The sequence below is a fragment of the Pseudomonas sp. LBUM1641 genome, assembly GCF_059716235.1.
Genome location: NZ_CP166815.1, coordinates 4123547 through 4140523, shown reverse-complemented (window position 1 = coordinate 4140523; position 16977 = coordinate 4123547). Strand labels below are relative to the sequence as shown.

The following is a 16977-nucleotide window of genomic DNA, read 5'->3' as shown; positions in this document are numbered from 1 at the left end:
CGTTTCTGGAGGTCCCGATGGCTGCCTATAATCTGCGCCAGCTCAAATATTTTGTAACCACCGCCGAGTGCGGCAGCGTGGCCGAGGCCTCGCGCAAGCTCTATATCGCGCAACCGTCGGTGTCGACCGCCATCAAGCAGCTGGAAGACAGCTTTGGCGTGCAGCTGTTTATCCGCCATCACGCCCAAGGGGTGTCGCTGACCCCCAGCGGTGCAAGGTTTTACCGCAAGGCCCTGGAGCTGCTGCGGGTGGCGCATGAATTCGAGCAGAACGCCCTGGCAGACAATGACGTGGTGGCGGGGCAGATCGATATCGGGTGCTTCGAAACGGTGGCGCCGTTGTATTTGCCGCGTTTGATTGCCGGCTTCAAGCAGCGCTGGCCGGGGGTGGAAATCCGCCTGCGGGACGGTGAACAGCAGGAGCTGGTGCAGGCGCTGACTGCGGGCAGTATCGACGTGGCGATGCTGTTTGAGCATGACCTGGGCAGCGCCATCGAGACCACGCCGTTGATGCCGCCGCAGCAGCCCTATGCGTTGTTGCCGGCGGATCACCGGTTTGCGCAGCAGGCCAAGGTGTCGCTGGCGGATTTGGTGTTGGAACCGATGATTCTGCTGGATGTGCTGCCGAGCCGGACGTACTTCGTGAGCATCTTTGAAGAGCGTGGGCTGACGCCGAATATTGTCTTCAGCTCGCCCTCGATCGAGATGGTGCGCGGGATGGTGGGGCGCGGGTTTGGCTTTTCGATTTTGGTGACCAAGCCGTTTTCCGAGTACTCCTATGACGGGCAGAAGCTGGTGTGTGTGCCGTTGGCGGAGACGGTGACGGGGTCGGGGTTGTCGGCGGTGTGGTTGCGGCGGGCGCCGTTGACCAAGCCGGTGCAGTTGTTTGTGGAGTATTGCCGGGAGGAACTGGCGCGGTTACTTGGGTAAAACACAGAGCAAAATGTGGGAGCGGGCTTGCTCGCGAAAGCGGTGGATCAGTCAATACATCGGGTGACTGTCACACCGCATTCGCGAGCAAGCCCGCTCCCACATTTGGCCCGCGTTTCAGGCGCGAATCGAGTCGAGCATGCGCAACAACATGGCATCGCAACCCTTCAGTTGCTCCACACTCACAAACTCATCCGGCTTATGCCCCTGGTCCATGCTCCCAGGCCCGCACACCACAGTGGGAATGCCCGCCGCATCAAACAACCCACCCTCAGTCCCGAACGCGACGGTGCCAAATTCCCGCGAGCCGCAAAACGCCGCAATCAGCTCTGCCGCCTGGCTACGCTGGTCGGTGGCCAGCCCTGGGTACGCCGACAATTCACTGAACCGAATCGCACTCTGCCGGCTCACCGCTTGCATACGCGGCAACACCTGCTGCATCGCATACGCCTGCAGTTCCTCAGCCACTTCCCCCGGGTCCATCGACGGCAAGGCGCGCACTTCAAAGTCGAAGCGGCAATCCGCCGGGACGATATTCAGCGCCTTGCCCCCGGAAATCACCCCGGTTTGCACGGTGCTGAAAGGCGGGTCAAAGCGCTCGTCCTGATGCACCTTGAGGCGCTGGCCAATCCGCCCCAGCTCACCAATCAACTCCGCCGCATACTCGATTGCATTCACGCCCTGAGGCGCATACGCCGAATGGCACGCCTCGCCATGCACTTCGCAGCGCATGGCGAGCTTGCCTTTATGGCCCAGCACCGGCTTCAGCTCGGTGGGCTCGCCGATAATGCACAGCAGCGGTTTCACCGGCCATTGCTCCAGCACCTTGAGCAGCGAACGCACCCCAAGGCAGCCGACTTCCTCGTCGTAGGACAGCGCAATATGCACCGGCATCCGCAGGTCTGCGTTCACCAGCGATGGCACCAGCGCCAGCACGCAGGCGATGTAGCCCTTCATGTCCGCCGTGCCGCGGCCATATAACTTGCCGTCGCGCTCGGTGAGCGCAAACGTGGGCAGTGTCCACGGCTGGCCATCCACCGGCACCACATCGGTATGCCCCGACAGCACAATCCCGGGCACATTCGCTGGGCCAATGGTCGCGAACAGATTGGCTTTGCTGCGCTCATCGTTGTAGATCAGCTCGCTGGCGACGCCGAAGCCCGCCAGGTAGTCGCGCACGAACTCGATCAACATCAGGTTGGATTCGCGGCTGGTGGTATCAAACCCCACCAGTGTCTGCAGCAATTCGCGGCTGGTGCTCATCGGTCGTCTCCGGCCACGCCGTAGCCTGGGGAGCGGTCCGGAGCCAGGGCGCGGTCAATGTAGTCCTGGACTTGCGGGCGATAGGCGTCCCACAACGTCTGCAGTTCGCCTATCGGGTTCTCATCGGCCCAATCCACCCGCAGGTTGATGATCGGCCAGGTCAGTTCGCCCACCACCACGACCGCTGCCGAATGCACCGGGCCGGCCTCGCCACCGGCGGCGATGGCTGCATGCATGGCGGCCAGCAGGCGATCGGTGAGTTGGCCTTCGCCCTGTTCAAATGCGTTGACCATGGCCTGGATCACCGAGCGGTCGGCGAGCATATTGCCGGCCGCGACGCACTGTTCACCCGACACCGCGTTATGGGTGCCGAGGGTTTCGCTGCCGCTGAAATGCACAGTGCGCCCCAGGTGATCAATCGCCGTCAGTTGCCGGTATTGGCTGTAGCCATTGCGGGTCAGGGCTTTGTCCACGGCGTCGGCCGGTGCGAGGCCTTGTTCCAAGAGGTCGAGCACGTCCGGGCCCAGGGCCGGCAGGGTGATGTTCTGGGTCGAGACCGCACCCACGCCGGGCCGCAGCCAGGGGCAGCGGGCGCCCACGGCAATACTTGAGGAGCTGATGGCAATGCCCATCTGGCCTGTTTCCGCGCAGCGGGCGACGATTGAAAAGGTCATGTCCTGCCTCCTTGGGTTACTCGGGGATGACTGCAATCACGTCGATTTCCATCAGCCACTGTGGCTGGCCCAGGGCCGACACCACCAGCCCGGTGGAGATCGGGAACACGCCCTTGAGCCACTTGCCGACTTCCTGGTACACCGGCTCGCGGTAGCGCGGGTCGATCAGGTAGGTGGTGGTCTTGACGATGTGGCTCAGGTCGCTGCCGGCTTCTTCCAGCAGTTGCTTGACGTTGCGCATGGCCTGTTCGGCCTGGGCGCGCGGGTCGCCGAGGCCCACCAGCTTGCCGTCGAAATCGGTGCCTACCTGGCCGCGTACATACACCGTGTTGCCGGCGCGTACGGCCTGGCACAGGTCATTGTCCAGGCTCTGGTTCGGGTAGGTTTCCTTGGTGTTGAACATGCGGATGCGAGTGTGAGTAGGCATCAAAAAAACTCCAGAAAAAAAGTGATCAGGCGCTGACAGGTGAGGTGTAAACAACCGGTGCGGGTTCGCGGTACTCAAGGTATTGGCGCTGGATGGCGATATGGTCGGCCACGTACTTGGCGTCATGCCAAACGCCCCAGATAAACGACGAGCCCCGGCGCGACTGCCATGGCAAACCAAGGAAGTAGATGCCCGACTCGCTGGCCACGCCGCGCTGGTGCTGTGGCTTGCCGGCGGCGTCAAATGCATCGACCTTCAGCCAGCTGTAATCCACCGCAAAGCCGGTGGCCCAGATAATTGAAGTGATACCGGCCTTGGCCAGGTCCAGTTCCAGAATCGGGTGTTTGATGCACTCGGCATCGGGAAACACGCGGCGTGCTTCGGGCTCTGGCGGCAGGTCGAGGCCGTTGCGTTCGATGTAGGCATCCGCCGCATCCAGTAGGGCCAGGTAGTTCTCATCACCGCGGGCGAGGTTTTCCACCAGGTTGGGCTGGAAGCGGGCGACGCTGCCGTCGAAGGATTGGGTCAGGCCGACCAGGGTCATGCCTTGCTGGGCCAGCTCGCGGAAGTCGATGGTCTTGCCGCCGTGGGCGCCGCTCACCGCGATGGTCACGTGTTCGCGGCCGGGTTTCATCGCGGCCTGGTCCCACTCGCCCAGCACCCCGAGCCACCAGCAGAAATCGCGGTTGCGATAGGCGCGTGGTGGGCGGTCGTGAGCGCCGACCGACAGGTACACCTGGCGCCCGGAGCGTTGCAGTTCATCGGCGATCTGCACCCCGGAGGACCCGGCGCCCACCACCAGCACGGCGCCGGCCGGCAGTTGCGCGGGGTTGCGGTAGTCGGCGGAGTGGATCTGGTGCAGCGCAGTGTCTTTAGGCGCAATCGCCGGAATCACCGGCTTCTGGAACGGCCCGGTTGCCGCCACCACACGGTTGGCTTCGATCACGCCTTCGCTGGTGTGGATGGTAAAACCCGGACGACCGACATTGCGCACCACGGAGGTCACGTCCACGCCGGTGCGAATCGGCGCATTGAACTTGCGTGCATAGGCTTCGAAGTAGTCTGCCACGCGCTCTTTTGGCGCAAAGCCATCGGGGGCAACGTTATCGAAGGCCAGGCCCGGAAAACGGTCATGCCAGGCCGGGCCGTTGGCGACCAGCGAATCCCAGCGGCCGGTGCGCCAGCGCTCGGCGATACGGCTGCGCTCCAGCACCAGGTGCGGCACGCCTTGTTTGCTCAGGTGCTCGCTCATGGCGACGCCAGCCTGACCGGCTCCCACTACCAGCGTGTCTGTTTTTGTTATTGCTTGAGTCATGTGTCTGTCCTTGCGTAATGCAGTTGGATTCAGCTTAGGCATGGCTTCAAGGCTAGGGGGAGGGCGGTTTTTAATAAAATATTATTAAGCTGGGAAGTGAGCATAAATATCGGATGCAGAGTGTGGTTGTTGCTTTGGAGAGAGGCTTGGATCAGCGCAGTCGCAAAGGCCGCATTGCGGCCTCGCGACTGTGTGGGATGGGGTCAATCTTCTTTGTAACGTCGTGTGATTTCAGCTTCCAACCCCGGTCCTATTGCGGCTGCAATGGCTTTGATTTCAGCTTGCGCAGCGTCAGCATCACCTACGACATTCCCGGATTCAGTGATCGCAAACGAAAGCTGAATCGCTACGTCTTGATCCGGAGCAGGTAGCAGTTCGGAGCTTCGCTGATCTATGAGGTCTGAATCGCCCCGGATTCTCTAGACACCTTGCAAGCTCATTGCGTAACGTTTTTCAAACTCTACCGGTGACAGCTGATTGTTGAAACCATGGCGGCGTTTTGCGTTGTAGAACATTTCGATGTAATCAAACACATCACTGCGAGCATCTTCCCGCGTGGTGTAGATTTTTCGCTTGATCCGTTCCCGTTTCAGAAGCTGGAAAAAGCTCTCGGCCACGGCGTTGTCATGACAATTGCCTCGGCGGCTCATGCTGGCAACCAAATTGTTTGCCTTCAAAAAACTGCGCCAATCGGAGCTGCTGTACTGGCTGCCCTGGTCGGAATGAACCATCACCTCTTGTTTCGGTTTTCGCCTCCAAACCGCCATCAATAACGCATCAATGGCCAAATCACTGGTCATCTGCGCCTTCATTGACCAGCCAATGACCTGACGAGAAAACAGATCCAGCACCACCGCCAAATACAACCAACCTTCATACGTACGAATGTAGGTGATGTCGGTGACCCAAATTTTGTTAGGTTCTACGACATCGAACTGGCGCTTCAGTAAATTGGGTGAGGCGACCGCTGGCTTACCGCCGTATTTGCCAGGACGGCGTCGATACCCTGTCTGAGAGCGCAGACCTTCAAGACGCATCAGCCTCGCCACACGATGCCGACCACAAGCTTCACCGACCTCGCGCAGGTCGTCATGGATTTTGCGATAGCCATAAACTCCGCCGCTCTCCAGCCACGAGTGCTTGATCAAACCCAGCAATCGCTGGTCGTCTTTAGCGCGTGCAGATTGCGGCTCAGACAACCAAGCGTAATAACCACTGGGATGGACTTTCAGCGTCAGGCAAAGCCGTCGAATGGAATAGTCGCCCGCGCGCTGCTTGATAAAGGCGTACTTCAGCCGCACTCCTTGGCAAAGTACGCGGCGGCCTTTTTTAAGATGTCTCGCTCTTCAGTGACCCGCTTGAGTTCCGCTCGCAGACGACGCAGTTCAGCGTGCTGATCGTCGTCTTGCTGCCGTTCTGCCTGAGGTTTGCTGTAGCGCTTTATCCAGGCATAGAGGCTATGCGTCGACACGCCAAGACGCGCCGCCACATCAGCGACAGGCAGCTTCTTTTCGGTCACTTGATTGACCGCTTGGATTTTGAATTCTTCGGGATAACGTGGGTTGCTCATGGCACCTCCTGATTGGCCTCAGTTTAAGGCATGGAGGTGTCTACGAAACCCGGGGCGATTCACTTTCCCTTTATTGGCAGCCGATTCATCGGATGAGTATTTCGTAAGTGACACACTGTTTTGCGCTATCACGAGTAGCGGCTTCATCACAAATGCCGAGGGGCCCGCCCATTCGAGTTGAGCGACAAAGGCAGCGCTAGGCTTCCAGCTTTTCTTTGTGTTCTCGTCTTTCGGAATCACGCCGCGATACACGACAATGCAATTAGTATTGCGGAGCGTGGATGAGTGGAAAACACCTTTGACCGAGTAGCTTTTGTTTGATCGATCGTTAGTGTCTTTGACATAGCTGCCCATTTTTTCGACGACAATATCGAAGGCGAGCTTGCCTGCGATGGGCGCCCATATCGCAGGCACAAGATCAGCTTTCCGCTGGCTAGCGCAGGTTTTGGCAATTGTCGTATCCAGCCAGGCTGGGGTGTCTGTGTTATCGGTCTCTAGCAGTTTTATATAGACTTCATCTTTCGAATTGGCTTGCGGCTCGATTTTTCTCGTAGTCAAAACCTGAAAAAACTGACATCCCGCTAGCGTGCCCATTAATAAAAAAAGCAGTAGTAAGCGCATGATCAGCCTCTCTTCCTTGGGGTTTTTGAGTGAATGGCATATTGAGAGTAGATTGAGTTTTGACAGGTGATGGCGTTCAGCCATATTTTTTCGCTCTATTTCCCGAGCCTGTCATGTCTAATTTGATACCTTGCTGAAAGCGAACCCACACGAACAGGCGCCAGGCCATGCCCGATATCCGTATCATGACCCTCGACGATTACGAGCCTCTCATAGACCTTATGCGCAACACCCCCGGCATCTCCCTGCGCGATGCCGATTCCCGCGAGGCCACCGCGCGTTACCTGGAGCGCAATCCGGGCATGAGTTTCGTGGCCGAGATCGACGGGGTGCTGGGTGGGTGTGTGATGTGCGGGCACGATGGCCGGCGCGGTTATTTGCAGCATCTGCTGGTGCTGCCTGAGTATCGGCGCCAGGGCATTGCGAACGCGCTGGTAGAGCGCTGCCTCACCAGCCTTGCGCAGTTGGGCATCCGCAAATGCCACCTGGATGTGTTCAAGACCAATGACAGCGCCGCCCGTTATTGGCAGGGCCAGGGCTGGCAGTTGAGGAACGATATTGACCGCTATTCGTTTACCCGACCGGGTGACGAGAACGCCTGACGTCCATGGAGGGACCCATGCTCGAAATACGACGCGCCACGCTGGAAGATGCACAGATAGCCTTCGACATTCGCCTGTTGGCCATACGCAGCCAATGCATCGGCGCCTATACGTCCGAGCAGATGATGTTGTGGACCCGGGGCGCCGCCGAGGACGGTTACGACACGCTGATGGACAAGCATTTTTACCTGGGCTGCGTGAACGGTGAACCTGTGGCCACGGGGATGCTGGATTTGGCGAACAACGAAATCGGTGCGCTGTTTGTGCTTCCAGGGTTTACCGGACGTGGGATTGGCAAGCAGGTGCTGGCGTATCTGGAGGCAATGGCGCGGGAGTTGGGGATTGAGGAAGTGATTCTGGACGCGACGTTGAACGCAGCGGATTTTTATCGGAGGTGTGGGTATGTGGGCGATGAGCAGGCGATCTATCATTCGCCGTCGGGGTTGCAGTTGGCCTGTATTCCTATGCGTAAACACCTGCACAGTGTCCGCTGACACGACAAAAAGACTGTGGCAGGGAGGCTTGCTGTGGCGAGGGGGCTTGTCCCCCGTTGGGCTGCGAAGCGGCCCCAATCAGGCTGCCGCTGTCTTGCAGGCAGAACTCAGTGACTGTTTTGGGGCTGCTGCGCAGCCCAACGGGGGACAAGCCCCCTCGCCACAGGTCAGGTGCTGCCCTCGGTATTGAGTGCCGCACGTAAATCTTGGATCACCTCGCTGACAGAGGGGCCTTGAACCACCAGCGGCGTAGGACTCTCACCAAACTCCCGCCAGATAAAAAGCGTCAGCTCCGCACCGTCGGTTGCCTTCTGCTGCGCCCCGAAATGCTGCAACACCCGATAGCGCTCATCCTGCCAGAACAGCGCTTCAACCCATCCATAAACCGGTATGAAATGAAAGTGCAGCGGGAAGCCCGGCATATGCCCGAACCGGCTGATGTAAAGCCACTTGGGTTTCAGTTGCGCTTCCATCACTCGCTGGATTTTGGCCAGCAACCCGCCCAGCTCCGCGAGCGCCGCATCGGGCATGTCAGCCAGTGAGTGTATAGGCGCCTTGGCACCCAGCATCAGGTAGCCCGGCAGCGTGGACGACAGGTGATGATTGAGCAGCCAATGCTCGGTCTCATGCACAACAAAGGATGGATCGATCTTCATCGACGGGCTTCCATGCGAAGAGGCTTGGCAGGATACCAAGAGTTGTTGCCCTGTATCCCGCAAATGCAGCGGATCTGTCTCTATCGCGGCATTCACCTTATCGGTACGGTTCATCCATACCTATTCAATGCCGAGAAAACCATGGACCTGAGCGCAATCCCCTTTGGCACTACCGACTGGTCGACCCTCGAACCCGTGCTGCACCCCGGCGAAACCGGCAGCGCGTATTGGCGCACCTGTCAGTTCGGCTCAACCCGCGTGCGCATGGTTGAATACAGCGCCGGTTACCTGGCCGATCACTGGTGCTGGCGGGGGCATATCCTGTTGTGCCTGGAAGGTGAGTTGCACACCGAGCTGGAGGATGGCCGGCAGTTCACGCTGACTGCCGGGATGAGTTATCAGGTGGGCAATGAGATGGAAGGGCATCGTTCCTCCACCGCCATTGGAGCGAAGTTATTTGTTGTTGATTGACTCGTTAAGTACGAAGTACCCAACGATTACGGGCGGCTTTCGTTGGCGGCACGATGCACAAAAAATGATGCGATAAAGATGAAGACCGCCGCCAGGAACAATCCCATTCCGAAGCGCAGGCCACCTTTGACGATTGTATCGAGCAGGTCTAATGCGCTATTCGACGCGTCGATTTTGTGTTTGGCCATATTGCATCCGGCTTTATGCGCAGTCAGCAGTTCGCAGTCGATTTCCTCGAGAGTGCGACCAGTAACGGCTTCGATGTTGAACTTGTCGGCGTAGGCGCTCAGTTCTTTTTCGTAAAGAGTCGGTCCGGTTTGTGATATTCCGACCAAGGCAACACCAAAGGCCAATATGGAAGCCTTAAATAGCGCTGAGTAGACGTCTTTGCTGAAGACCCTTTCCAGGACGCCTTCTGCTACGGGGGCGGGAGGCGACGTAGGGACCACTGGGATTGGAGCAGGCATTAGAGGAGTAATAGGTGCGACAGCGGGCGCGTGTTGTAGATAACGTTCTATTACGTTTATCAGTTCCTCGTGGATCGCCGCCCGGCTACGTACTCGTACGGTGTCGAAAATCGAAAAAAAGATGGCTGCACCAACGACGGAAAACGCGAGTCCGGCGGACCAGAAACCATCAGGCCAAGGGAACACTTCATTGAGTTTGGTCAGACTCAAGGCCGTCATCAGGGTAACCAGCGCCAGCAGAAAGTTGCCACGCTCGGTGAGCTTCGCGTTGGTGTTTTTCAGGACGAGTTGATAGGCCTTCAACTCGGCTTGCGTTTTCGGCTGCTGGGTTAGTGTATCGGCCAGAACCTGGGAGCCTTTCTCCAGTAGGCGGGCTTCCTGACGAGTCAGTTCGTCCCAGTATTTCTCAGCGTTACCCAGCCGCAGGCCTATGTGGCGGAAAGTAAAATAGGTGGCGACCATATGGGCTTTGCGTTCGCTGACGTAGGCGTTTTTCAGTTTGTGCAGCACATCCATGTTCTATCTCACGGTCAAAAAGGCCCTTTAGCGTACAAGGACTAGTGGCTCAATGACAGTATTTCGGGTTTGCCTGAAGTATCTCTTTCCGTTGAGTCGTTCGACGCGCCGACGATGCAGCTCAACCCTTGCGATAAACCCCCGCCAACTCACGCGCCAACCCAATGAAATTCTGCAACGGTGCCGACGGATTGAACGTGCGCCGCACCAGGGTGATCGGCGCCAATAACCTTGGTCGCGCATCGCTGATTCGGCAATACACCACGCTCTCGCGGTGCACATCGCGCATCGATGCGGGCACCACCGAGATGCCTTCGCCTGCGGCCACCAGGCTGACGTTGGTCAGCATGCGCTCCACTTCAAAGGCAATCTTCGGCTCGAAGCCGGCGTTCTGGCAGGCCTTGATCAAGTTGGCGTACATCCCCGGCGCGCCCGGGCGGCGGACCAGGATGAAGCGTTCGTCCTTGAGGTCGGCCATGGTGATTTTTGGCTCGGCGCTCTTGAGCAACGGATGCCCGACGGGCAGGGTCAGCAGCATTTCTTCGTTGAGCAGGCGGTGGAAAGTCAGGCTCTGGTGGTCGCCGACCGGTGCGCGGAGGATGCCGATGTCGATGCGTTTTTCGATGGTGTCTTCGGTGACTTCCCGGGCGCTGCCTTCGTTGATCGAGAGTTCCACGCCCGGGTATTGCTCGCGGTAGGCGCGGATGATCCGCGGGATCAGCGGGTGGGCAGCCGCGGAGCTGGTGAAGGCGATGACCAGTGTGCCCTCAATGCCCTGGGCGGCGCGGGCGGCCTTGAGAGAGCCTTGTTCGACGCGGGCGAGGATGGCCCGTGCTTCATCGAGAAACACCAGGCCGCCGGCTGTCAGGTCGACGCCCTTGGGGTGGCGCTTGAACAGGTCGAACCCCAGCTCTTGTTCCAGGGCGCGAATCTGTTGGCTGAGGGGCGGTTGCTGCATGTTCAGGCGAGCGGCGGCGCGGGTGAAATGTCGCTCTTCGGCCACCATGATGAAATAACGTAAATGGCGAAGTTCCATGGTGGTATATCCCGTGACAAGACTTTATTATTTGTGGCCTGAATGCGCCTTGGCAACCAATATGCCGAAAGTGGCCTGATCCGACAATAACAATAAATAAAAAGACCATGGAGCATTGATGTCAGCCCGATTTTCCACTAACGCCACTTTGCCTATTTTGATTGCCATTGCACTTGGCATGGTATTGGGGCTGTTTTATCCGGGCGTGGCGGTCGAGATGAAATTGCTCAGTGACGCTTTTATAAAAGTGGTCGGATTACTGATGCCGTTTCTGCTGTTTGTGTTGGTGTCGACGGGAGTGGCGGGTATCAAGCGCGAGCCTCACCATCGGCATGTAGTGGGGCGCATCGTGGTGTATTTCCAGCTGATGTCCCTTGCCGCATTGGTCTTGGGAATGTCGACGGGGTGGTTGTTCAGCCTGGATCACGCGGCGGTGGCCAACCTGGATTTCGACCACCTGACCTCGTCCGTTGCGCCAGAAAAGCTCTTGGGTGAACTCTCCGCAACCTCGATTTCATCCAGTCTTTACAGGGTTTTCAGCCAAAGTCTGGTGTTGCAGGTGATGCTGCTGGCGGTGCTGTGCGGGTGGGTGCTGGGACGTGGCGGCGCGGTCGGCAACCGCTGCCTCGGCTGGCTGGAAGCGGCCGTCGCCGGGCTGTTTTGGCTGCTGCGGCTTGTCTTGAAATTTGCACCGCTCGCGGCTTTTGGGGCGATGGCATTTGTGGTGGGGAAGTACGGTGTAAGTTCTGTCTTGCCGCTGTTGAAGTTTATCGTGGTTATTTATCTGGCTTGCGCGATTTTCGTCATTTTAGTGTTTGCGACGATTGCCCGTCTGGTTGGATTTAAATTGACGCGGCTAATTGTTTACTTGAAAGAAGAGTTGTTGTTGGTGACGTTTACCGGTTCGTCGGTTGCCGCACTTCCCGGTTGTGTCAGCAAACTTGAGGCGCTGGGCTGTGATCGCCAATTAGTGCGCCTGGTGCTGACCACCGGCTATACGTTCAACTTGGCCGGGACCAATATTTACCTGACCACCGCCATCATGTTTCTGGCGCATCTGGCCGGGGTGGAAATTGCCGTTCCCGAATTGCTGGCGGTGCTGGTGATCTGCCTGTTTACCTCCCTGGGGTCTACCAGTGTGGCGGGCTCGGCGCTGTTTACCCTGATTGCCACCTTGAACATCCTGCAACTGGTGCCACTGGAAGGGGTGGGGTTGCTGTTGGGGGTGGAGCGGCTGATGAAGTGCCGGTCGTTGACCAATGTGTTGGGCAATTGTGTGGCGTGCCTGGCGATATGCGGGTGGCAGAAGTCGATTGACGGTGAGGTGTTGAAGCGGGAATTGAGTCACTGAGCCGAGCAGACTTTCCAGACCCCAACTCGGTCAAATGTGGGAGCGGGCTTGCTCGCGAAAGCGGTGGGTCAGCCAATACACCTGCTAACTGATCCACCGCCTTCGCGAGCAAGCCCGCTCCCACATTTAGGTTGCATTTCAGCCCTTGGTGTTGAGCAACTTGTCGAAGGCCTTGTCCAGATTGCCTTCAGCACCTTTCAGCTTCTCACGACGTTCCTTCAACCAGCTCTGGTCCGCGTCTAGGTTCTTGCGCGCTTCCACCAACATCCGCTTGACCTCTTCCGGCTGCGGCCCACCCGTGCCTTTACGGGTCTTGACCATCGCCGTCGGCGACAGCGCCGCACGGAAACCCGCCTCATCCAGCGGCAAGGTATTCGGCGTCCATTTGTATTTGTCCGCCGCCTGGGTGTATAGCTTCTGCGCGTCCGCATACGGGAAGGTCTTTGGCGTGGTGCCGTTGCTGCGCGCCTCGGTGACGATCAGCGACGCGAAGCTGTGCCCAATGCGGAACGGCACCTTGAACTGGCGCTCCAGGGTGTCGGCCAACTCCATCGAAGTCGTCCACTCGGACTCCAGTTCATCCAGCGCCCGCTGCGGGTTGATTTGCAGCGCATCCAGCACCGCGTCCATGCTTTTGAACATTTCGTCGGTGGACTGGAACAGCCCCAAGGAATCAAACGCAAACTTGTAGTCGGTCATCCCGGTAGTGACGTTGTGCGCGCGCAAGGTCACGGTCTGCGCCAGGCCGACCACGTCCGAGGCTGATTCCCGGGTGCGCATCAACAGCCCCGGGTTGCGTTTTTGCGGCATCGCGCTGCTGGTGTAGGTGGACTCTTCGTCCAGCAGCAGCCAAGGGCGGATCTGATGGTATTGGGTGTGGATATCGCCAATCATCGCGCCGATGCGAATCGCCGAAGACGCCGCCAGGTTCGCCGCCTCGATCGGAATGTCATAGGTCGACACTTGGCTCGAATCCAGGGAGTTTTCCCGCACGCCATCAAAGCCCAGCAACTCCGCCAGGCGTTCACGGTTCAGCGGGTAGGCGGAGTTCGCCAGCACCGCGGTGCCCATCGGGCTCAGGTTGAGGCGGGTGTAGAGTTCGCGAATACGCTGGCCGTCGCGATCGAACGCCGCTTCGAACGCCAGCAGGTAATGCGCGTAGCTGATGGGCATGGCCTGCACGCCGTTGGTGTAGGCCGGTATCAGGGTGTCGACGTTCTTCTCGGCGATGTTAAGGATGCGCTGGCGGGTGGCGTTCAGCGCGTCGCTGTAGGCCAGCACCTGTGCGCGCAACCTGGCCAGGCGGTAGGTGGCGAGCATGTCCTGGCGGCTGCGGCCGGAGTGGATCAGGGAGGCTTCAGGACCGATCTTGTCGGTCATGATTTTTTCCAGCTGCAGCACATCTTCCGGGCGCTTGCCGTCGGGCTGATCGGCCTGGTCGATGGCAAAGCGCACGCCGCCGGCGATCTTGTGGCCCATGTCCGGCTTGACGATGCCTTCTTCGGTGAGCATCACAATCGAGGCTTTGTTGATGCGGTTCAGCCAGGCGAACTGGGTTTGGGTCGGGTCGCCCTTGGCCTTGTGGGCCGTTTGCGAGGAGCCCGGTGTGGCGCCGACTTTGGCCGCCTGGGCCGCGCATTCTTCGGTGGTGTTGCAGGGCAGCGCACCGGTATCGGCGGCATAGGCGCCGTAACTGCTGAACAGGGCAAAGGCGATGGCCAGGTGGATCAGGCTTTTATTGGTATTCATGTGCAACGCTCCGGAAAAAATCACAGCAAGGGCAGGGTGTAGCTGACGATAAAGCGGTTCTGGTCGATATCGCTGCCGCTGCCATTGCTGCGATACGTGCCATTGCGCCATTTCACTTCAAGGTTCTTCAGGGCGCCGCTCTGGAACACGTAGCCGATATCGGTGTTGCGCTCCCACTCGGTGCCTTCCAGGGTGCGAGTACGTACGAAGTTGTCGCCTTTGAGGTAGCGGGTCATGAAGGTGAGGCCGGGGATGCCGAGGGCGGCGAAGTCATAGTCGTAGCGGGCCTGCCAGGATTTTTCCTCGGGGTTGGCAAAGTCCGGCGAGATCATCACGTAGTTGACGAGGTAGGAGTCGGTGCCGTCCAGGTGGGGGAAGCCGGTGGTGCCTTTCATGCGCTGGTAGGCGGCACCGAACGAGTGGCCGTGGATGTTGTAGGTGAACTTGGCACCGAAGGCCTGGTTGTCGATGTTGCTGTTGCCTTCCTTGCTGGAGTCGGCGTAACGCAGGTCGGTCTTGAACGACTGCGCGTCGCCCAATGGCAGGGTGTGGACCAGGTTGAAGATGTGTTGCTTGTAGTTGTTCTCGAGGTTGGCGTAGTGGTAGCCCGTGACGAAGGTTTTGGTCCAGGCGTAGCTGGCACTGGCGAAGTCGAATTTATCGCTGGGCACGGCGCCCTTGATGCCTTTGCCGTCGACTTCAATGTCTGCATGGCCGCTGTCGTTACGCAGGGTGTTGCTGGTCAGGCGCCCGGCGTCGAAGGTCAGGCCGGCGATGTCCTGACTGGTCAATTGCGTGCCGCGAAAAGTCTGGGGCAGCAGCCGGCCGTCGTTGGGCAGCACGGTCGGCAGCTTGGGGATCAGCGTGCCGAATTTAAGTACGCTTTTGGAGATGCGCGCTTTGCCGGTGACACCCATTCGGCTGTAGCTGTCCGGTGCGCCATCCTCGCCGACGGGGAGCAGGCCGCTGTTTTGGCGGTCTGGGCTTGAGTCGAGTTTCAGGCCTTGCAGACCGATGGCATCGATACCAAATCCCACCAGGCCTTCGGTGTAACCCGACTGGTAGTTGAGAATCAGGCCTTGAGCCCACTCGTCACGTTTGGACTGGCTGGCGTTGTCCTGGCGGTAATCGCTGTTGAAGTAGAAGTTGCGAAATTCGAGGTCGGCCTTGCTGTCTTTGAAAAAGTCAGCTTCGGCGAAGGTTGGGAAGGCGAGGGTCAAACCGAGGGTGGCCGAAGTCAGGCCCAGGGTAATGGGGGATTTGTTCATTGTTATTCCCGTTGTCTGCTGCTTATTTTTAGAATTATCTGGCCGGACGGCGACAGGGAGACGCGTCCGGCTTGCGCAGGCTAACGAGTTGTTTTGCAGATTGAAAATATATAGAAAGTGTTGAGGTGAGACGAAAAAAGTATCAGGAGGGTGCGCACGATTTCTCAAGCACCGAAAGGCAGATGTGGGAGCGGGCTTGCTCGCGAATGCGGTGGATCAGTCAACACATCCGGTGACTGTCACACCGCATTCGCGAGCAAGCCCGCTCCCACACAAGCCCGCTCCCACATTTTGATCTGCGCCTTAGTGCATCTTGTTGTGATCCATCGTCTCCATTGCATTCAACGCACGGGCTTCGGCCTTCACTTCAATCGACTGCTTTTCACCCTTGGCATTTTCCACGGTGACGGTCAGCGGCACCTGGTCGCCTTCCTTGATCTGGGCGGTGAGGTCGATCAACATCACGTGATAGCCGTCCGGGTCGAGCTTGACGGCCTTGCCGGCGGGCAACGGCACCGAGTCCACCGGGCCCATGCGCATCACGTCGTCCTTCATGGTCATCTCATGGATCTGCACGGTCTTGGCGATCGGCGAAGCCACGCTGAGCAGTTTGCTGTCGGTGTCGGCGGTGACGGTCATGAAGGCGCCGCTGGACGGCTGGCCCGGTACCGAGGCGCGTACCCAGGCGTCGCTGACCACCGCCTGTGCGCTGGCGTGTGCGGCGAGGCCCAGCAGGGAGAGACCGAGGGCGATGCGTTTGAGGTGTTGAACGGCAGTCATTAGCAGACCTCCATGACGGTGAGCAGGTCTTCTGCGCACTCTTTGGCGTTAAGCGAGGCAGACAGGCCCAGGCGCAGGGTGCCCCGGGTGTCGAACACAAAGCTGGTGGCGGTGTGGGAGAGGGTGTAGCTGTCGCCGGCAGGGATCTTTTCATAAAAGATCCCGAACTCCTTGGCGGCCACCGCGATTTCTTCCGGGGTGCCGTACAGCGCTTCGAAACTCGGGTCGAAGGCCTTGACGTAGGCGTCGAGAATCTCGGGCGTGTCGCGTTCCGGATCGAGGGTGATAAAGACCACCTGCATGATCTTGCCGTCACGGCCCATCAGTTTTTTCGCCTGGGCCATGCGCGCCAGTGTGGTCGGGCACACGGCCGGGCATTGGGTGAAGCCGAAGAACACCACCGGCATCAAGCCGCGGAAGGAGCTCAAGGTGACGGTTTCGCCGTCAGTGTTCTTGAGCTTGAAGGTACGGCCCATGATCTTGTCGCTCAGATCCTTGCCGTACTTGAAGTTCAGTTTCGGGCTGTTGTCACAGCCGGCCAGCAGGCCCAGTCCCAGCAATCCCATGCCGGAGAGGACTTTGCGGCGAGTGAATAACGTACTCATCAACTGTGCATCCTGTGAAGCGCCTGGGTACCACGAAGCGTTAAATCAGGCGAGGAGAGCGTGGCATTCTAACAACCTGGGGCTGCGGGCGTAATCTGCGACGTTCTGTCACAGGCCCTGCCGGGCAGGACCAAATCTAGGAGCTGTCGAGCTTTAGCGAGGCTGCGATGCAGGCGCCACGGT

At 58.9% G+C, this 16977-nt stretch carries 18 protein-coding genes; 5 read left to right on the top strand and 13 right to left on the bottom strand.

Annotated elements, in window-relative coordinates; genetic code table 11:
- The first annotated feature begins 17 nt into the window (after window positions 1–17).
- Entirely contained in the window at window positions 18–929 is a 912-nt protein-coding gene (locus ACA046_RS19025) for a LysR family transcriptional regulator (protein WP_076017084.1), read from the top strand.
- A gap of 117 nt (window positions 930–1046) precedes the next feature.
- On the opposite strand, the gene argE is transcribed toward ACA046_RS19025, so the two are convergent.
- The 6 genes from argE to ACA046_RS18995 all read right to left on the bottom strand — a co-directional run bounded on the left by argE (window position 1047) and on the right by ACA046_RS18995 (window position 6883).
- On the bottom strand, window positions 1047–2192 hold the full coding sequence (argE, locus tag ACA046_RS19020; RefSeq protein WP_497674699.1) for an acetylornithine deacetylase: 1146 nt from the start codon (window positions 2190–2192) through the stop codon (window positions 1047–1049).
- Window positions 2189–2866, bottom strand: coding sequence for a DUF1028 domain-containing protein (locus ACA046_RS19015; RefSeq protein WP_497674698.1), 678 nt, complete (start codon window positions 2864–2866; stop codon window positions 2189–2191). Before ACA046_RS19015 ends, argE begins: the two co-directional genes overlap by 4 nt.
- 16 nt (window positions 2867–2882) lie before the next feature.
- Window positions 2883–3293: a RidA family protein gene (locus ACA046_RS19010; protein WP_026077677.1), complete on the bottom strand. Its 411-nt coding sequence runs from the start codon at window positions 3291–3293 to the stop codon at window positions 2883–2885.
- Window positions 3294–3318: 25 nt separating this feature from the next.
- Window positions 3319–4650 (bottom strand): flavin-containing monooxygenase, encoded by a 1332-nt coding sequence (locus ACA046_RS19005; protein ID WP_497674697.1) that lies wholly within the window; start codon window positions 4648–4650, stop codon window positions 3319–3321.
- Between the two features lie 377 nt (window positions 4651–5027).
- Window positions 5028–6178 (bottom strand): IS3 family transposase gene (locus ACA046_RS19000; protein WP_497674569.1). Its coding sequence is split into 2 segments (ribosomal slippage): window positions 5028–5944 and window positions 5944–6178, totalling 1152 coding nucleotides; the frame shifts between segments, so codons are not numbered across the junction.
- An 18-nt stretch (window positions 6179–6196) separates the two neighbouring features.
- A complete protein-coding gene (locus tag ACA046_RS18995; RefSeq protein ID WP_497674696.1) occupies window positions 6197–6883 on the bottom strand; it encodes a hypothetical protein in 687 nt (228 codons plus the stop codon).
- A gap of 83 nt (window positions 6884–6966) precedes the next feature.
- Here ACA046_RS18995 and ACA046_RS18990 point away from each other — a divergent pair, with 83 nt between their 5' ends.
- Window positions 6967–7401, top strand: coding sequence for a GNAT family N-acetyltransferase (locus ACA046_RS18990; RefSeq protein ID WP_497674695.1), 435 nt, complete (start codon window positions 6967–6969; stop codon window positions 7399–7401).
- A gap of 17 nt (window positions 7402–7418) precedes the next feature.
- A complete protein-coding gene (locus tag ACA046_RS18985; protein ID WP_497674694.1) occupies window positions 7419–7895 on the top strand; it encodes a GNAT family N-acetyltransferase in 477 nt (158 codons plus the stop codon).
- A 167-nt stretch (window positions 7896–8062) separates the two neighbouring features.
- Here the strand turns inward: ACA046_RS18985 and ACA046_RS18980 are convergent, their stop codons facing one another.
- Window positions 8063–8551 carry an HIT family protein gene (locus ACA046_RS18980; protein WP_497677114.1) on the bottom strand — a complete coding sequence of 163 codons (489 nt, stop codon included), beginning with the start codon at window positions 8549–8551 and terminating at the stop codon, window positions 8063–8065.
- Window positions 8552–8692: 141 nt separating this feature from the next.
- Between ACA046_RS18980 and ACA046_RS18975 the strand changes: the two genes are divergently transcribed.
- Window positions 8693–9022: a DHCW motif cupin fold protein gene (locus tag ACA046_RS18975; RefSeq protein WP_497674693.1), complete on the top strand. Its 330-nt coding sequence runs from the start codon at window positions 8693–8695 to the stop codon at window positions 9020–9022.
- Window positions 9023–9048: 26 nt separating this feature from the next.
- Here the strand turns inward: ACA046_RS18975 and ACA046_RS18970 are convergent, their stop codons facing one another.
- Complete coding sequence (locus tag ACA046_RS18970) at window positions 9049–10005, bottom strand: hypothetical protein (protein WP_497674692.1); 957 nt, start codon at window positions 10003–10005, stop codon at window positions 9049–9051.
- A 121-nt stretch (window positions 10006–10126) separates the two neighbouring features.
- Window positions 10127–11041 (bottom strand): LysR family transcriptional regulator, encoded by a 915-nt coding sequence (locus tag ACA046_RS18965; RefSeq protein ID WP_459021545.1) that lies wholly within the window; start codon window positions 11039–11041, stop codon window positions 10127–10129.
- Window positions 11042–11159: 118 nt separating this feature from the next.
- On the opposite strand from ACA046_RS18965, the gene ACA046_RS18960 reads away from it, so the two are divergent.
- On the top strand, window positions 11160–12392 hold the full coding sequence (locus ACA046_RS18960) for a cation:dicarboxylate symporter family transporter (RefSeq protein WP_497674691.1): 1233 nt from the start codon (window positions 11160–11162) through the stop codon (window positions 12390–12392).
- A 138-nt stretch (window positions 12393–12530) separates the two neighbouring features.
- On the opposite strand, the gene ACA046_RS18955 is transcribed toward ACA046_RS18960, so the two are convergent.
- From ACA046_RS18955 to ACA046_RS18940, 4 genes are all read right to left on the bottom strand, one after another.
- Window positions 12531–14141, bottom strand: a complete 1611-nt coding sequence (locus ACA046_RS18955) for an argininosuccinate lyase (RefSeq protein ID WP_497674690.1) — start codon at window positions 14139–14141, stop codon at window positions 12531–12533.
- 20 nt (window positions 14142–14161) lie between these two features.
- The gene (locus tag ACA046_RS18950) at window positions 14162–15409 is read right to left on the bottom strand and encodes an OprD family porin (RefSeq protein WP_459021539.1); all 1248 of its coding nucleotides are present in this window, start codon (window positions 15407–15409) and stop codon (window positions 14162–14164) included.
- Between the two features lie 303 nt (window positions 15410–15712).
- Window positions 15713–16189 carry a copper chaperone PCu(A)C gene (locus ACA046_RS18945; protein ID WP_497674689.1) on the bottom strand — a complete coding sequence of 159 codons (477 nt, stop codon included), beginning with the start codon at window positions 16187–16189 and terminating at the stop codon, window positions 15713–15715.
- The gene (locus tag ACA046_RS18940; RefSeq protein WP_076017103.1) at window positions 16189–16794 is read right to left on the bottom strand and encodes an SCO family protein; all 606 of its coding nucleotides are present in this window, start codon (window positions 16792–16794) and stop codon (window positions 16189–16191) included. The genes ACA046_RS18945 and ACA046_RS18940 overlap by 1 nt, the downstream gene beginning before the upstream one ends.
- Window positions 16795–16977 lie beyond the last annotated feature (183 nt).

Coding starts and splice junctions, on each gene's coding strand:
- ACA046_RS19025 (WP_076017084.1), top strand. CDS start 18: ATGGCTGCCTATAATCTGCGCCAGCTCAAATATTTTGTAACCACCGCC.
- argE (WP_497674699.1), bottom strand. CDS start 2,192: ATGAGCACCAGCCGCGAATTGCTGCAGACACTGGTGGGGTTTGATACC.
- ACA046_RS19015 (WP_497674698.1), bottom strand. CDS start 2,866: ATGACCTTTTCAATCGTCGCCCGCTGCGCGGAAACAGGCCAGATGGGC.
- ACA046_RS19010 (WP_026077677.1), bottom strand. CDS start 3,293: ATGCCTACTCACACTCGCATCCGCATGTTCAACACCAAGGAAACCTAC.
- ACA046_RS19005 (WP_497674697.1), bottom strand. CDS start 4,650: ATGCCTAAGCTGAATCCAACTGCATTACGCAAGGACAGACACATGACT.
- ACA046_RS18995 (WP_497674696.1), bottom strand. CDS start 6,883: ATGGCTGAACGCCATCACCTGTCAAAACTCAATCTACTCTCAATATGC.
- ACA046_RS18990 (WP_497674695.1), top strand. CDS start 6,967: ATGCCCGATATCCGTATCATGACCCTCGACGATTACGAGCCTCTCATA.
- ACA046_RS18985 (WP_497674694.1), top strand. CDS start 7,419: ATGCTCGAAATACGACGCGCCACGCTGGAAGATGCACAGATAGCCTTC.
- ACA046_RS18980 (WP_497677114.1), bottom strand. CDS start 8,551: ATGAAGATCGATCCATCCTTTGTTGTGCATGAGACCGAGCATTGGCTG.
- ACA046_RS18975 (WP_497674693.1), top strand. CDS start 8,693: ATGGACCTGAGCGCAATCCCCTTTGGCACTACCGACTGGTCGACCCTC.
- ACA046_RS18970 (WP_497674692.1), bottom strand. CDS start 10,005: ATGGATGTGCTGCACAAACTGAAAAACGCCTACGTCAGCGAACGCAAA.
- ACA046_RS18965 (WP_459021545.1), bottom strand. CDS start 11,041: ATGGAACTTCGCCATTTACGTTATTTCATCATGGTGGCCGAAGAGCGA.
- ACA046_RS18960 (WP_497674691.1), top strand. CDS start 11,160: ATGTCAGCCCGATTTTCCACTAACGCCACTTTGCCTATTTTGATTGCC.
- ACA046_RS18955 (WP_497674690.1), bottom strand. CDS start 14,141: ATGAATACCAATAAAAGCCTGATCCACCTGGCCATCGCCTTTGCCCTG.
- ACA046_RS18950 (WP_459021539.1), bottom strand. CDS start 15,409: ATGAACAAATCCCCCATTACCCTGGGCCTGACTTCGGCCACCCTCGGT.
- ACA046_RS18945 (WP_497674689.1), bottom strand. CDS start 16,189: ATGACTGCCGTTCAACACCTCAAACGCATCGCCCTCGGTCTCTCCCTG.
- ACA046_RS18940 (WP_076017103.1), bottom strand. CDS start 16,794: ATGAGTACGTTATTCACTCGCCGCAAAGTCCTCTCCGGCATGGGATTG.